The organism is Microbulbifer mixtoriginis (SeqCode), assembly GCF_052468275.1.
The window spans coordinates 4,337,513-4,352,328 of sequence record NZ_CP174341.1; the positions used below are offsets into that span (position 1 = coordinate 4,337,513).

Consider the following 14,816-nt stretch of genomic DNA (forward strand, 5'->3'; position numbering starts at 1 on the left):
TAAACGTTAGGAGCAAGACAAATGGAAGCTATCGTTTATTACTCAAGAAATGCAAAAAAGCCCCCGTTAGAAGTGGTCATCGAGCTAGATGAACAAACTGTATATATTAACTGCAGTTGCCCGCTTGGGCAGGAAAAGAAAATATGCCGACATAAAATAAACGCTATCAGGGGGGATAAGTCAAAGCGACATCAATCCACCTCTGACAAAGTCATTACGCGGTTAAGGCATCTTTTTGGCTCAAGCTCTTCATTACGGCAGCACCTCGAAGAAAAATGGCGTGCACTTCGGGTTTTTTCCTCAGAGCACCCGGAGTATAAAGAGGAAATAGGCAACAAAAGACGAATATTGGGTGAGGCATTAGCAAACGGCTTTCTGAATGAAAACATATACCAATCTCAAGAGCCGTTTGATGCTGTTGAGTGGGAAGAAGCTAGAGAAACATTAATAAATGGTATGAATTGCCCAGTAACACTGAAGTATGTAAATCATGAGGGTATAGCTACTGAAAGAAAGGTGCTTGTGGGTGAGGTATTTGTCAGTAATGCTAATTTCTATATGCTCGGTTATTGCTCTCTCCGCGAGCAGATGCGTACGTTTCGTGTTGATCGTATACAAGGAATTAGTTTTGACAAAGAATGCGCCGTAAGCGATAAAAGCATACTTCTGGATGTCGTTTTCCAGGGTAATCCGCAAGTACAAATATGAAGCCAGCAAGTACGGATGTAGCCCCTAAACCGGGTAGCCGTTAGTTTCTAGCTACCAGCCCCCACATCACCCTTCGTACAGGTCCGCAATGAGCACTTCTCTATCCGTAATGAACCTCTACCCAACGGTAGTGTCGAGTAGTTCTTCATTTGAGTTGGCTGTCATGACAGTGCGCCACCTCAACTTTATCAGACTAAAAACATATCTGTAGACCAGCCCTGTCTTTTAACTCGTAGATTTTGGGTTCAGGCCTTCACCGTTTCCAAGGTATAAATCTTGGTATTTGGCTACTATACCGTCTGCTGACTTCTGTTTAATCACCTTGACCATTACTGACCTAGGCGCTGATGTGTTCCACCACTATTGTCGATCCCCGCGATGGCGGCTAGCGGGTTGGGCCTATTTATGAGTCAGAGGCCACGCTGACAGCTTCACAACAGCAAGCTAAACAGATCTCATCAGATAAGATCGTGAACTTTCACTACAAAACTGCATCATTGACTCTACCCGCTAGATCATATGGCTTCAGTGTCCTTGGCCACCTCGCCTCCAGGCTAAGCCTTATAGGATGTATCTATCCGTCAGCTCATAGCTTTACTAGTCGATTCCTACCCATAAGATCTCACAGTATTGCAGTTGCCATTCGCTAGCAGTTAACTTTAAATGGTGATCTTCCTACAGGGGACTTTCACTCCATTAGGCTACGCCCATGCTGGGCCTATCAAGTAAAGACAGCATCGCCCCTTCGGGGCTGGACCTTGCTACGCTCGGCCGCTGTTGGAGGCGTTAGATTTTTTTACTCATCGGAGATAGGGAATGTCAACGAGAGAAATCTCCAACTATTATGACTCAACAGAACATAGTGATACTCGTGAAGATTTAATTTTTGCTCTTGGTGAAGTAAAAGGAAGAAAGATTGCTGTTGATTGTGGCTGTGGAGCAGGATCAGATATAGCTTATTTGCGCAGTAATAATTTCACGGTTCATGCCTTTGATATCGAGAATGAATCTATATCTAGATGTCGTAAACGATTCAAAGATGATGAGCAGGTTATTCTATCAAGGGATAGCTTTAATACTTTCCATTATCCTGAGTCCTCGTTGGTAGTTGCTGATGCCAGTCTTTTCTTTTGTCCTGAAAAAGATTTTGAGTCAGTTTGGTTGAAAATAATTAACTCTTTAACGGGAGGTGGAATCTTTTGCGGTTCATTCCTTGGGCCGAAAGACACAATGGCTGGGCCTGAGTATGATATGGAAGCATTTTGGAGTGATACTCTAGTTATGAATGAATCGAAGATTAAAAAACACCTCAGTAACTTTGAGCTATTAAAGTGGACTGAACATGACCTTTCAGGAGAAACTGCAGATGGCACACCGCACCATTGGCATATATTCTCCATCGTAGCGAGAAAAAAATCTAAACTGGGTAACCAGTAGTTTCTAGCTACCGGCCCCCACACCACCCATCATGCATGTCCGCAATGGGCGGTTCCCTATCCGTAATAAATCTCTACCCAACGATAGTGACGAGCAGCTCTTCAATCGAGTTGAATGTCATGGCAGTGCGCTACCTCAACCATATCTAACTGGAAACATATCGGTGGTCTAGCTCTGCCTTGTAGCTTATGAATTTTAGGTTCAGTGTAGTGATCTAATCCATCCAGACACTTCGCGAAGATGGTAAAACTAACGAGCAAGGTGAAGTATGAAAACAAAAGGTACACGTCGGCATTTCAATCCGGCATTTAAGAAAGACGTCAAAACTCTTATCTCTGAACAAGGAGATTCGATTTCTAAGCTATCAGAGGCTGCAGGAACAACTGCCAATAACCTGCGACGCTGGATAAAGGGCCTGAAGCAGGAAGAGGAAAATTGTCGGGATAAGATACCGATTGAACGTTTTTTTAGCGTCCTGAAGCGAGAGTGATTAACGGGAAATCTCTATCCGATAAGAAAGGAGGCGATAGCAGATGTAAGAGCCTATATTGCTTTTTACAATTCACGCAGAATACATACAACACTGGGGGACCTAGCCCCTATCGAATTTGAGAAATGTACTTAGAGGTGTGTTCGGTTGGAGTTGACCACAACAGAGTGGGGGAAAGAACTGAAATAGGCGTTTAAATTTACTAACGGTGGTTAGAGCCTGGCAATCTGACTTATTTGCGCCACGCCCCTGAGCTATTTTTTTAAAGAGGCTAGGCTACCGTAGATTATTGAATTGCAAATAAATTTATCTGATTGCCACTTTATAGGAAATCTATAATCTAAAGTAGCTAATAGATTCGCTTTGGGACTTAAAGGGTCTTTAATAGAAAGATAGATAGTGAACCACTGGCTCCCTGGTCAACTACTACATGAAATCAGGGCTCTTAACTCATGAGTAAAGATACAAGATTTTTTCATAGTGTTTTTTCAAAATACGCTGATCTTTCCAAGGAGCAGTGGAAGCTGGCGCTATGTAATGTAACGCAAATGTATACAGCGGATAAGATTAAAATGTTCCCTGTCTCTGAAAGAAAAAGAAGAAGCGAAATTGTAGCTTCAGCGAGAGAATTTGCTGTAAAGCAACATGCAGAGTACGAGGATTACAGCAAGATAATTAAAGCTAATAGGCGCGGGGGCTGGGTATGTTGATCGTGGCCGGCACCATGATTGCCTTCTCGGTCTTCGTCCTCCCTTTGACGGGGGAAACGGCCACCACAACAGGCACGACACCCGCGGCGCTTCCGCCGCTGCAGGACACCTCACTCCCCGATCGGGTTAAGCTGGGATTCCTTCTTTACAACGACCTGAACATCTCGGCCAGGCGTAACACCGGATGCGTCACCTGTCACGCGCACTCGGCCGGTTTCGCCGATCCACGCAGTGCCGCCGATCCCGTAAACATGCCGGTCTCCCCCGGGTCCGAGCCCGGGAAATTTGGCACGCGCAACGCCCAGACCGCCGCTTACGCGACGTTCAGCCCCCCATTCCACTGGGATGAGCAGAAGCAGACCTATGTCGGCGGGCAGTTCTGGGATGGCCGGGCCAACTCGCTGAAAGACCAGGCAATCGGACCGCCACTCAACCCACTGGAGATGGCCATGCCGAACAAAGAGGCGGTCCTCGCACGCCTCGCGGAGAATCCGGTCTATCTCGAGGCCTTCCGGCGGCTCTACGGCGTAGACCTCAAGTGGCCACAGGTCGAGATGGTCTACCCCAAGTTCGGCGCCGCAATCGGGTCCTTCGAGCCCACTGACGAGTTCGCCGAGTTCAACTCCAAGTACGACTACTACGTTGCAGGCAAGATCGACCTGACCCCGCAGGAACAGTTGGGACTCCAACTGTTCAACGGCAAAGCAAAATGCAACAACTGCCATAGTAGCAAGCCGCCGGCGAACTACCCGCACGCCCTGTTCACCGACTTCACCTACGACAACCTGGGGCTCCCTGTGAACCCGCGAATCGCCGGCCTGCACGGCGTCGACAGCCTGCCACTCGACCTGGGCCTGGGCGGTCGGCCAGAGATTGCCGCCAAGCACCCCGACGGATCGCAGAATGGTAAATTCAAGGTGCCCACTCTCCGCAACATTGAGATCACCCCACCCTACGGGCACAACGGCGTCTTCGCCACGCTCGAGCAAATCGTTCATTTCTACAACACCCGTGATACGCTCGGTGAAGTGCCCGACGCAACCGACCCGAACTTCGGAATCACCGGCTGGCCTAAACCCGAAGTCCCTAAGAACGTCAACCGGGCCGAGCTGGGCAACCTCGGGCTGACAGACGACGAAGAAGCCGCAGTCGTGGCGTTCCTGAAGACGTTGACCGACGACGCGTTCGACGAAAAGGACCTCGAACACCCCGAAGGCGAGGCGCCGCTGCGCCGTTGACGATAATCAAATTGTCGAGCAGCTTTGGATGCCTGGAGTCCATTTAAATATCGGTGGATCCTATCCAGGTAGTAGGCTTTCGGAGATCTCGCTCAGCTGGATGGTAGCCCGTGTCACTAAACATCCCGACCTCATTCTCGATGAGAAATGCCCCCCAAACCCAGATAGCTTTGAATCCAACATCAGGGACTGGTTACGAGAGTCAATCGACCTTGAATCTGACTTCTAGACTTTATCCCTATCAACGCCTGATGAATCAGACACTACCGGATAGTAGAGATATCGGTGAGAGGCTTTGGCACAAATTCGAGAGCACTGATCGACGCAACTTGCTGCCTGCTGATTTCAAAACAATCGGGGATTACTTGGCTTTTAGTATCGTTAACCTTGAGCTTAAGCCTGCGTTCAACAAAGCGTTTAATACTCGCCATAACCCGTTCACCCGCGCGTTTAGAGGAAACGAAAATCAAAAATCGTCCGCATAGCGGATAAAATTATGTCAACGTTTTTCCAGTTCTTTATCTAGCAGGTCGAGTACAATATTGGAGAACTGCGGCGATAAAAGGCCACCTTGTGGCCCCCTCATGACAGGCTTTCCAATATCCATCTCCTACACATCCTGCGCGCAAGTAGCTTGCGATCAATTTGAGTAAACGCTTATCGCTGATTCTTTGGCCAAGTAAACTCTTAAGGAAATCATGATTTACTCGATCAAAAAATTTCGATAACTCGACATCCTCCGCTATTCGTTTCCCTTCCTCGATATACTTTCGCAGCATTTTCACTGCATGATGCTGTGATCGCTTTGGACAGAAGCCATAGCTAATTTCCGAAAATTTTTATCGAAGATGGGGTGGATAACTTGGGCAACAGCTTGCTGAATAACACGATCAAAGATTGTAGGTATCCCAAGACCTCGCTGACCACCATCTGGCTAGCGAATGTAGACACGCCTAACGGGAAGCCGTTGATAATGACCTTGCCGAATAATTTCAACAATCTCATCGCCAATTAGCTTGAAGTGCTGAACAAACTCATCGATGGTAATCCCATCAATGGCTGCGGCACTTTTATTGCCGGATGGCAACATATCGGTAGGCTGCCCTGTCTTTTAACCCTGGAGTTTGGTTGAGGCCTTCACCGTGTCCAAGGTATTAATCTTGGCACTTGGCTACTAGGCCGTCGGCTGAGTTCTGTTTAATCACCCTGGTCATTTCTGACCGAGGCGCTGGCTATGTTCCACCATTTTTTCTACTCCACGATAGTGGTGGACCTACTTATGAGTCAGCGCCCACGCTGACAGCTAAACAGATCTCCCTAGATAAGAACGTGAACTTTCACTGCACAGCTGCATCATTGACTCTACCTGTTAGATCACCCAGCTAAACCTTATTAAATGTTTCTGTTCGTAAGCTCGAAGTTTTGCTGGCGGCGGTCTCCCCAAAAGACCTCGTGGTATTGCAGTTGCCATTCGCTAGTAGTTAGCATTTAATGGAATCCATTAGCGGTGATCTTCCTACTGGGGACTTTCGCCCTATTAGTCCAGGCCCATGCTGAGTGCACCAAGCGCCTGTAAATTGACCCCCGGCCATTGTCATCTTTTTTGCCAAAACCTTAATAAATAAGGTGACAGTAGCCACCGGCAGTTGAGGCGGGCGTTAGGTGCGTAATATCGACGACCTCTTTGAGAGATGATAATGAAGAAACTCAAAAACGAAAAAGAGATGGTAAAAAAGGCTATAGCACTCGGTACTGCATATGGCACCAAGCGAGGCGTTGTCGAATTCGAAGCTACCGATTCAGCTCACGAGAAACTCGAATATATTTACCGTCTTTTAGTTCACGATAAATTAATTCAACCCCTTCCAGAAGACAAAATATCACAGAAGGCTATCATGCATAGGTTAGCAATATGGGCCTCAAAGCAGTGAAGAGAGGAGTTTTATCGTAAGACCAGGAAGTATTTGGTAGACATACTAAAAGGGCTTAAAAAGTCATAGTCATGGGTTAGCAGCCATTAGCGCCGATATTCCTACGTTTCACCACAAATAAAAACGAAACCATGTCCGGCTTTGTTTATAGCTTAGGTAAACACCGTTAACACAAGAAAACCGATAAATCGTCAGGCTTAGAAGAGGAGTATGAAGTGGCTTAAGATAAGCCACTTCAATCACAAACGACTAATATCCGCTAAAGGGGCAGCGGCATAGGTTTTTCATTCACCTTAAACTCGCTGTCTTTCAGACTGATATTGGAGCTGTAGCCGTCATTGGTTGATACTAACAAACCTTGTTGCTCAAGAGACGCTAATATGGTCGGCACTTGTTGAGCAGCTACTTGCTCCAGCTGCTCTTCACTCATGCCTTGGGTTTGCGGGTTATTTTTCAATTGAGCTTTCATCACTTGTACGGCCATAAATTCAATCAGGGCTTTATCGCCGCTTAGCTTGCCGTCAACTAAGGCATGTGACAGCCAGAAAGCCGGATCTAGTGGTTGCTCCGGTAACACGCTAATGCCAACTAAGCTAGTATGCAGGTTACTGTTAAAGCTGCCTTGCGGGAAAGTACCACGTAAGCTGGTAACATTCACTTGAGGTTCGCCAGCCACTAAAGATAACAGATTAGCGTTCATAAACTCCATAGCCTTAGCTCCTGCCTCTTCAGCAGGCAGCGTATTGGGTGAGTTGGCAAAATCCTGATAAGACTTCCAAAACTCTTGGCTGATATTGACGACCTCAATCTCAAGGGCCAGATCTTCACCATGGAATTCAGCTATGTCGACCTTTTTAGAGCCGTAGGCAACCTGCATATTTCCCAGTTGTTTTTCTTGGTTGAATTCAGTACTGCCCTTCACATATAGGTCAGCAATGTCAATATTTTCGTTTTGTTCTCTATCATTTAAACTGATGGCACCAAGGTTAATTGTTATATCAGAATCATAAAAAGCACTTTCAAAGATTGCCTTAAAGGAGGAAGCCATGGTCATATCCATAGTCAAACTTTCAGCCTTGACGTCCCTTAACTCAGAAGTGACAGTAAGGCTATCGGCACCCCCCTGGTAAGTTAGTTGCCCATCCTGATATTGCCCTTTACCCTGGAAACCGCTGAAAGTTAACTGAGCTTTATGATCTTCAATATCAGTAGTAAATGGCGTAATGCTGTCGTTATAGTAATAACCACCTAAAACATTCATATTGCCATGAAGCTGGTAAAAAGGAGTTTGCTCAGCCCACACCAAATGTTCACGTAATTGATCACCGGCAGCTTCTAGTGTCCAGCCAAGCCATCCGAAACCGGCATGTTCACCGAAGCGAAAGGGGCCGTGGGAAGCACTGAAATCTACTTCTACAGAAAAAGATTCAAGTTCAGGGGTATCTGACACACCCGAGAAAGCATTGAAATCCATGCTGACCAAAAAGGTAGTCTGGGTTGAAAACCAGGATGAATCCATGCTTTTTATTTCAACCGTGTATGCCGAATTTTCATTTGCGGCAGTGACTATTTCATCAATGGATGACTCAAGTCGAATGCCGGCAATTTTCGGTGCAACAACACCAGTAAGCACTGCTGCTGGAAGCAATACACTCAATAATTTCTTCATTAAAACAAATCCAAACTACAAATTGGCTGAGAAGTAAGTCTATTATTATCTCATATTTACAGGCAACTGTAAGCCAAAATATAAATACTTATTCTTTCTTGGTGTAAACTACAAACGGACACCCCTATAACAACAATATGTAAAGTGGACTTAATAAAACTCACCACATCTAGTCCTTAATATTGGAGGCGGGAAGCCTTGCTCGCCGAAAATGCGAATGCTGTAATTAGTTGTAATTGGTACAAACTTTTATATTCGATAAGGGATCGCGTAAATGTAACCATTGGTAAGTTGAGATTCCGTTTGCTGGGCCACCGGAAAGTATAAATTCATGTATTTGTGATTGTAATTATTGCCTGCATTCAGCTTTAAAGTACATCACTTACTTTACCCGTTAGATCTCCCGGCTTCTGTATCCTTGGCCAGCTCGTTGTTTTTCTATCGGCCTCCTCCCCACAAGACCTTGCGGTATTACAGTTGCCATTCACTATTAGTTAGCATTTAATGCAATCCATTAAACGGTGATCTTCCTACAGGAGGCTTTCACCCCATTAGTCCACGCCCATGTTGGGTGTACCAAAGCCATCAACCATTGCCAGCAAAGCTGCCTGGACCTCCGCACTTTGTGCTCCAGCAGGTTATGACGGCGTTAAGGCTACAATGAATATTCGAGAATCTATCCAGTCTCAATTTTCCGGAAAAGCTTTCGAAAGACCTTTGTTCTATACCCACAAAGGAGGTCTTCGTTTTGAGCTTTCCTTAGGTGGAGATTGGCTCGATCAATTTGACTTAGCATTACGTAAATCTCACGAGATATGTGAAGAAATATTCGATAAGGAGATTGTTGCCTGTTACCGTATCTTTAGTAACGAACCCCTAGTTTCTTCTATCTCCACTTTTCGTGAGCTTAGAAACATTGGATTATTTCCCGAGAAAGTGAAAGAGAAAGAGCACTGGCTTGAGCGTGTAGCGGTAGATGAAGGCTGGATTGAGGGGGAAACTGAAGATTACTGGCATACAATTGCGATAAAACTACCCAAATCAAGTCTGAAGAAGCTACTTTGGTGCAGCATGGCGCCAGGCTTAGGCGTCAAGCCATGTCCGCTAGTAAACATCTACCTCTTTGATCTAACTAAAGGAGTTGAAGCTTGGCCTTATGATGTTCGAGGCATGGACGTTATTGGCAACAAGGCCATACTGTCTCAGCTATACAAGAAATTCAACTCATACCTTCTCGACTACGATAGAGAGATGATGGACACCAATTTTGGCTAAGGTCTTAAATCGGGGGGCACAGTCCCCTGATTTATCTCCGCACCACTCCCCACACTAATCCCAATCTCAGCTCTCTCTATCTTGAATCGCCTTTTCACCTATTTTATTGCGCCATACATGTCTTAAATATCTCCATTTATTGACACAAAATTAAGTTTTCCGATCACTGACGTTAATTATCACAGAATTCCATCTAATAAAAAGTAAAGGTATAAGAATTAAACGTTCCTTAGTGATACTGGCGTAATCTTGGACTAAGCCTTATAAACAGTGAACAAGCAAACAAGGATTTTGGGAGCTAGCAGGCACCTCGTTGAAGTAGAGGGCAACTCAAAAGTATTCCATTCGTTTTCTGTACCAGAAATCGTTCCTATCAAAAAAATACCAAGTATTTTCGCGGCGGTACTAAGAATCAATTCGGGCGTGACCCATAAGAAAAACGGGGAGAAAGAAGTTGAACTACCCAGAGCAGCTCAACCCGGAAGTGTGGCCTCTTGTCGTTTATTGCCTTGCTGTACTCGCACTAATTGTCCTGATGCTGAGCCTTTCCTATTTTCTCGGGCAGAAGAGAAGAGATCCCGCAACAGATGAACCTTTTGAATCCGGGATTATCTCCCAGGGCAGTGCTCGCCTGCGAATTTCAGTTGCCTACTATTTGGTTGCCATTTTATTCATTGTATTCGACCTGGAAGCGGTTTATCTGTTTAGCTGGTCAATTGCCTTCTTTGAGACCGGACTTCTCGGCTTTATCGAAGCCACAATCTTTATTGTCATCCTACTGGTAGGGCTGATCTACCTATGGCGCCTGGGTGCATTGGAGTGGGGCGGACAACAAAAAAGTTTGATTGGCCGCAAAAATAATCAATAAAGAAACCAGGAAAACACCATGCGCTGGCAGCTGAGTAAGGCAGATGATGTCATCGCCTCTGACTCCCGTAAGTCAAGTGGCGAGGAATTCGAAGAAGACCTGCAAAAAAATGTTCTACTCGCCAAGTTGGAAGAGTTAGTCGCCTGGGGACGCTCTAATTCACTTTGGCCATTTAACTTCGGGCTTTCCTGCTGCTATGTGGAAATGGCCACTGCATTTACCAGCCGCCATGATATCTCCCGTTTCGGCGCAGAAGTCATTCGTGCAACGCCACGGCAAGCTGATCTTATTGTAATTTCTGGCACCGTATTCCTAAAAATGGCGCCTGTGGTACAGCGGCTCTACGAACAAATGATCGAGCCTCGCTGGGTGATATCCATGGGCTCTTGTGCCAACTCTGGCGGCATGTACGACATTTACAGCGTGGTGCAAGGTGTCGATAAATTTTTGCCTGTTGATGTCTATGTCCCCGGGTGCCCCCCACGCCCAGAAGCATTACTGCAGGGTCTCACTCTGCTACAAAAATCCGTTGCTGCCGAGCGCAGAAATTTCAGTTGGGTAGTGGACGAACAGGGAACCAGAAAAGTAGCCAAACCAAGCCAGCGGGATTTGCATCGAGAAGAACGGATGCGTACGGAACTATTGCGCTCTCCAGATACGGTTTAAAGCTTAAAGCGCTCCAATAAAACAATAACAATGGGACCCTCATGACAGGCGTTATAGCAAAAAGTATTCACAGTGAGACTGCCTATAGCAAGGAGGCTGAGCTATTCCTGCGTGATCTCGACCAGGAATATCATTTGCACAATTACTGGTTACAACCAAATTGTGGAGATATGCCCACTCTATGGGTAGATGCCCAGTCCCTGATTCCCATATTGCAATTTCTCAAGGTAGATATTTCTCGTCCATTCGCCATGCTTTACGACCTCAGCGCAATAGATGAGCGCTTGCGAGTAAACCGCGGAGAAGGACCAGAAAAGCAGCCAGCTAGTGATTTTACCCTGGTCTACCAACTCCTATCTTTCACTCGCAATTTATTTATCCGCATTAAGGTCGCTCTGGCCGAATCCAAGCTTTCAGTGCCATCAATTGATGACATTTGGCAAAACGCCAACTGGTATGAGCGGGAGGTTTGGGACCTCTTTGGGATTAATTTTGAAGGGCATCCACATTTGCGCCGGATTATGATGCCCACTACCTGGAAAGGACATCCCCTGCGTAAGGATCATCATGCACGCGCCACAGAAGTAGACCCTTTCAGTCTTTCTGAAGAAAAAGAGCGTAAGGAGCAAGAGGCACTATTATTTCGTCCTGAAGATTGGGGCATGGCTCGTGCCAATGAAGACTCAGAATTTATGTTTCTAAATTTGGGGCCAAACCACCCCAGTGTGCATGGCGTTTTTCGCATCGCCCTGCAACTCGATGGTGAACAAATAGTGGATGCGGTACCGGATATCGGTTATCACCATCGCGGCGCAGAAAAAATGGCAGAACGCCAAGCCTGGCATACCTATGTACCCTATACAGATCGCATTGATTACCTGGGTGGCGTTATGAATAACCTGCCCTACGTATTGGCTCTGGAGCAACTCGCCGGAATTAAGGTGCCCGAACGTGCCCAGGTTATTCGTGTAATGATGTGCGAGTTTTTCCGCATTTCCAGCCATCTCGTCTTTTTCGGCACCTTTGCTCAGGACGTCGGACAGATGTCCCCTGTCTTTTACATGTTTATCGACCGGGAGAAACTTTTTGGCATAGTCGAGGCCATCACTGGTGGGCGTATGCATCCGGCCTGGTTTCGGATCGGCGGTGTAGCCCAGGATCTGCCAGAGGGTTGGGAAAAGATGGTCCGGGAATTTCTCGACTATATGCCACAACGCTTGCGCGATTACGATGGGATGGTAATCAAAAATAAACTGCTACAAAAACGTACACGGGGCATCGGCGTCTACAATACCGCTGAAGCACTGGAGTGGGGAGTGACGGGTCCCGGTCTGCGCGCAACCGGGCTTGAATGGGATTTACGTAAAAAACGCCCTTACAGTGGCTATGACCAATTTGAATTCGATATTCCCAGCTATGATGGTGGTGATTGTTTTGATCGGTGTCGTGTGCGAGTGGATGAAATGTGGCAGAGCCTGCGCATTATCCGTCAGTGCCTGGAAAATATGCCGGCTGGGCCCTATAAATCCGATCACCCATTGACGACGCCTCCACGAAAGGGGCGCACTATGCAGGATATAGAAACCCTCATCCAACACTTTGTAAATAACAGTTGGGGACCTGTAATGCCCGCCGGTGAGGTGTGTTTCCCAATCGAAGCCACTAAAGGCCTCAACAGTTATCAAATTGTCAGCGATGGAGGGACGACATCATACCGCACCAGAATACGCACACCCTCATTCCCTCATTTACAAATGATTCCACTTATGTCACGGGGACTGTTAATTGCGGATCTTATTGCAATCATTGCCAGTATTGACTTTGTTATGGCAGATGTTGACCGATAACAACAATAAATTCAGTTTAGATTATGGGGAGATTTATGAAATACAGGATTCGATGCTCTTATGTCGCAGTAACCACCGGCGGCAGTAGCATCTTCTAGATGCCTCCGTGATTCGACCATAGGAGGCGAAAATGTCCAGCGTACTAGAACCGGAAATGATCGAAGTAATGGAGCAAAGTAACAAGGATCCAGGAGAACTCTCCGAAACCCTCACCGATGAGGAAAAGCGAGAAATTGATGAAGAGGCCTCTCACTATGAGGGAAAATCTTCTGTAGGTTTAGAAGCACTTAGAATCGTACAAAAGTATCGGGGCTGGATTTCAGACGGTAGTCTACGGGCCATTGCAAACTACTTGGAGATGCCTGTAGCCCAACTGGAGAGCGTAGCCACTTATTTTCAACTAATTTTTCGTCAGCCCGTTGGGAAAGAAGTGATCTTGCTTTGTAAAAGTGCCAGTTGCTGGGTTATGGGCTGTGATCAATTACAAAAACACATAAGCCAGAGTCTACAAATTGAACCAGGGCAGACAACAAATGATGGAATATTTACTCTATTGGAGGCTCCCTGCTTAGGCGATTGTGATAAAGCGCCTGTACTCATGCTGGGAGAGGAAATGTATAGAAACCTCGATGAATCAGCTATCGACGCACTAATCGATAAAAAGAAACAAATCCATGCTGACAAATCCTCTCACTAAAAATATCACCAAAGAAAATACCGCAGCAGATATCACCCGGTACCTGGATAATGATGGTTACCAAGGATGGCGCAAAGCGCACTCTATGGTACCAGATGACATTATCAATCTTGTTAAAGATGGCGGGTTACGTGGACGCGGTGGAGCGGGATTTAACACTGGATTGAAGTGGAGCTTTGTTCCCCGAGGCGAAGGATCCCCTGAGCAAAAGTTTGTTGTCTGCAACGCAGATGAAATGGAGCCGGGCACATTCAAAGACCGCCTCCTTATGGAGCGTGATCCACATTTATTATTAGAAGGGATGGCAATTGCTGCTTACGCCATAGGCGCATCCATTGGTTACATATTCATTCGCGGGGAATATCACCTGGCAGCAGAACGCCTGGAGCGAGCAATAGAGGAAGCAAAATCTCAAGGTCTTATCGGAAAAAATATTTTTGATAGTGATTTTTCACTGGAAATTTTTGTGCATCGCAGTGCAGGTAATTATATCTGCGGTGAAGAGACAGCGCTTCTCAATGCTCTCGAAGGGCAACGTGCAATCCCCAGAGCTAAACCACCATTCCCTCAAGTAAGTGGCTTATGGGGTAAACCTACAGTTGTAAATAATGTAGAAACCTTCTGCAATATACCCCATTTGGTAGCATATGGAGTCGACTGGTACCGTGGCTTGGGCGTCGGACAGGATGCTGGCAGTAAAATATTTGGCGTCAGCGGCAAAGTCAAAAATCCCGGCACTTGGGAATTGCCAATGGGTACCCCTATTCGCGAAATTATTGAACAGTATGCCGGTGGCATGAGAGATGGACTTAGGCTAAAAGGCTTCCTACCAGGCGGAGGATCTACTGATTTCCTGGGGCCCGATCACCTCGATCTCCCTATGGATTATGACGTGATCGGCAAGGCTGGTAGCCGTATGGGAACCGGTACAATTATTGTGTTAGATGATAAAACCTGTCCTATTGGGCTGGTACTAAATCTTACACAGTTTTTTGCGCGCGAATCCTGTGGATGGTGTACTCCTTGCCGAGATGGCTTGCCCTGGATTGTGAAAGTTCTGCAAAGAATCGAGAATGGGGAAGGTCTGCCCGAAGACCTTGAATTGCTACATGAGCAATGTAAGCGCATTGCCCCAGGTAAAACTTTCTGTGCATTGGCTCCTGGGGCAGCAGAACCCATTCAGAGTTCCCTCAAACTATTTGAACAGGACTATATAGATCATATCAAGAAAGGCTGTTGCCCCTATAAATAACTAGCGAAAGAGATTGGCCGGACTCCCA

The 14,816-nt window shown here is 46.4% G+C and carries 17 protein-coding genes; 14 read left to right on the forward strand and 3 right to left on the reverse strand.

The genetic code is table 11. From position 1 onward, the window contains the following. The first annotated feature begins 21 nt into the window (after positions 1-21). The 7 genes from ACJJIC_RS19065 to ACJJIC_RS19095 all read left to right on the forward strand — a co-directional run bounded on the left by ACJJIC_RS19065 (position 22) and on the right by ACJJIC_RS19095 (position 4,812). Positions 22-708 carry a WYL domain-containing protein gene (locus ACJJIC_RS19065; protein WP_444908908.1) on the forward strand — a complete coding sequence of 229 codons (687 nt, stop codon included), beginning with the start codon at positions 22-24 and terminating at the stop codon, positions 706-708. Positions 709-1,524: 816 nt separating this feature from the next. Next, positions 1,525-2,145, forward strand: a complete 621-nt coding sequence (locus ACJJIC_RS19070) for a class I SAM-dependent methyltransferase (RefSeq protein ID WP_445357669.1) — start codon at positions 1,525-1,527, stop codon at positions 2,143-2,145. Between the two features lie 268 nt (positions 2,146-2,413). Continuing rightward, the gene (locus tag ACJJIC_RS19075; RefSeq protein WP_444908906.1) at positions 2,414-2,635 is read left to right on the forward strand and encodes a transposase; all 222 of its coding nucleotides are present in this window, start codon (positions 2,414-2,416) and stop codon (positions 2,633-2,635) included. Between the two features lie 36 nt (positions 2,636-2,671). After that, positions 2,672-2,770 (forward strand): IS3 family transposase, encoded by a 99-nt coding sequence (locus ACJJIC_RS19080; protein WP_445357864.1) that lies wholly within the window; start codon positions 2,672-2,674, stop codon positions 2,768-2,770. Positions 2,771-3,087: 317 nt separating this feature from the next. Next, entirely contained in the window at positions 3,088-3,345 is a 258-nt protein-coding gene (locus tag ACJJIC_RS19085; RefSeq protein ID WP_444908905.1) for a hypothetical protein, read from the forward strand. Further along, a complete protein-coding gene (locus ACJJIC_RS19090) occupies positions 3,339-4,583 on the forward strand; it encodes a cytochrome-c peroxidase (RefSeq protein ID WP_445357670.1) in 1,245 nt (414 codons plus the stop codon). Before ACJJIC_RS19085 ends, ACJJIC_RS19090 begins: the two co-directional genes overlap by 7 nt. A gap of 28 nt (positions 4,584-4,611) precedes the next feature. Beyond that, positions 4,612-4,812 (forward strand): hypothetical protein, encoded by a 201-nt coding sequence (locus ACJJIC_RS19095; protein ID WP_444908903.1) that lies wholly within the window; start codon positions 4,612-4,614, stop codon positions 4,810-4,812. Between the two features lie 34 nt (positions 4,813-4,846). Here ACJJIC_RS19095 and ACJJIC_RS19100 read toward each other — a convergent pair whose 3' ends face one another. Continuing rightward, complete coding sequence (locus ACJJIC_RS19100; protein ID WP_445357671.1) at positions 4,847-5,014, reverse strand: hypothetical protein; 168 nt, start codon at positions 5,012-5,014, stop codon at positions 4,847-4,849. Positions 5,015-5,517: 503 nt separating this feature from the next. Continuing rightward, entirely contained in the window at positions 5,518-5,673 is a 156-nt protein-coding gene (locus ACJJIC_RS19105) for a hypothetical protein (RefSeq protein ID WP_444938491.1), read from the reverse strand. 607 nt (positions 5,674-6,280) lie between these two features. On the opposite strand from ACJJIC_RS19105, the gene ACJJIC_RS19110 reads away from it, so the two are divergent. Then, complete coding sequence (locus tag ACJJIC_RS19110) at positions 6,281-6,514, forward strand: DUF5062 family protein (protein ID WP_252084850.1); 234 nt, start codon at positions 6,281-6,283, stop codon at positions 6,512-6,514. 259 nt (positions 6,515-6,773) lie between these two features. Here ACJJIC_RS19110 and ACJJIC_RS19115 read toward each other — a convergent pair whose 3' ends face one another. Further along, positions 6,774-8,183, reverse strand: coding sequence for a YdgA family protein (locus ACJJIC_RS19115; protein ID WP_445357672.1), 1,410 nt, complete (start codon positions 8,181-8,183; stop codon positions 6,774-6,776). A 564-nt stretch (positions 8,184-8,747) separates the two neighbouring features. Between ACJJIC_RS19115 and ACJJIC_RS19120 the strand changes: the two genes are divergently transcribed. The 6 genes from ACJJIC_RS19120 to nuoF all read left to right on the forward strand — a co-directional run bounded on the left by ACJJIC_RS19120 (position 8,748) and on the right by nuoF (position 14,788). Continuing rightward, positions 8,748-9,458 (forward strand): DUF3885 domain-containing protein, encoded by a 711-nt coding sequence (locus ACJJIC_RS19120; protein WP_445357673.1) that lies wholly within the window; start codon positions 8,748-8,750, stop codon positions 9,456-9,458. A 454-nt stretch (positions 9,459-9,912) separates the two neighbouring features. After that, the gene (gene ndhC, locus ACJJIC_RS19125) at positions 9,913-10,326 is read left to right on the forward strand and encodes an NADH-quinone oxidoreductase subunit A (RefSeq protein WP_252084847.1); all 414 of its coding nucleotides are present in this window, start codon (positions 9,913-9,915) and stop codon (positions 10,324-10,326) included. Positions 10,327-10,344: 18 nt separating this feature from the next. After that, the gene (locus tag ACJJIC_RS19130) at positions 10,345-10,992 is read left to right on the forward strand and encodes a NuoB/complex I 20 kDa subunit family protein (protein WP_444885845.1); all 648 of its coding nucleotides are present in this window, start codon (positions 10,345-10,347) and stop codon (positions 10,990-10,992) included. A 41-nt stretch (positions 10,993-11,033) separates the two neighbouring features. After that, positions 11,034-12,839, forward strand: coding sequence for an NADH-quinone oxidoreductase subunit C/D (gene nuoC, locus ACJJIC_RS19135; protein WP_445357674.1), 1,806 nt, complete (start codon positions 11,034-11,036; stop codon positions 12,837-12,839). Positions 12,840-12,969: 130 nt separating this feature from the next. Continuing rightward, the gene (gene nuoE / locus ACJJIC_RS19140; RefSeq protein ID WP_445357675.1) at positions 12,970-13,536 is read left to right on the forward strand and encodes an NADH-quinone oxidoreductase subunit NuoE; all 567 of its coding nucleotides are present in this window, start codon (positions 12,970-12,972) and stop codon (positions 13,534-13,536) included. Then, positions 13,514-14,788 carry an NADH-quinone oxidoreductase subunit NuoF gene (gene nuoF, locus ACJJIC_RS19145; RefSeq protein WP_444891087.1) on the forward strand — a complete coding sequence of 425 codons (1,275 nt, stop codon included), beginning with the start codon at positions 13,514-13,516 and terminating at the stop codon, positions 14,786-14,788. Before nuoE ends, nuoF begins: the two co-directional genes overlap by 23 nt. Positions 14,789-14,816: the final 28 nt, after the last annotated feature.